This window comes from Pseudomonas sp. Pseusp88, from assembly GCF_047303955.1.
Lineage (GTDB): Bacteria > Pseudomonadota > Gammaproteobacteria > Pseudomonadales > Pseudomonadaceae > Aquipseudomonas.
In genome coordinates this window covers 1-304 of record NZ_JBGLYM010000114.1, presented here as the reverse complement: position 1 = coordinate 304, position 304 = coordinate 1, and the positions used below count along the sequence as shown (strand labels likewise).

The window sequence follows — 304 nt, the reverse complement described above, 5'->3', positions numbered from 1 at the left end:
GACCCGCTGGCGCTGGGCGGCGACGTCGTGGATGCGGTGAGCGGCGTCAGCTTCTATAGCCCCAGGGCCAGTGCTGGTCAGGCGTGGCTCAACGCGTTGATCAATGACCCCGACATACCCCTGCACCGCATGCTCTGGCCCGATTCCGACCTGGAGCGCGCGTGCCAGCCGTATCAGGTACCCGCTGAACCCGCGCGCAACCGCGGCGATGGCCACTTCCGCGGCTGCGCACTGGCGCAGCTGGAAAACAGGAACGCCCCCGCCCCGGACCAGCAAACCACCCTGGACGCGGTGATCGTGGCCA

The 304-nt window shown here is 68.8% G+C and carries 1 protein-coding gene; it reads left to right on the top strand.

Annotated elements, in window-relative coordinates:
• On the top strand, positions 1-304 hold a 304-nt coding region (locus tag ACCD02_RS32710; RefSeq protein ID WP_413310722.1), incomplete at both ends, for a hypothetical protein.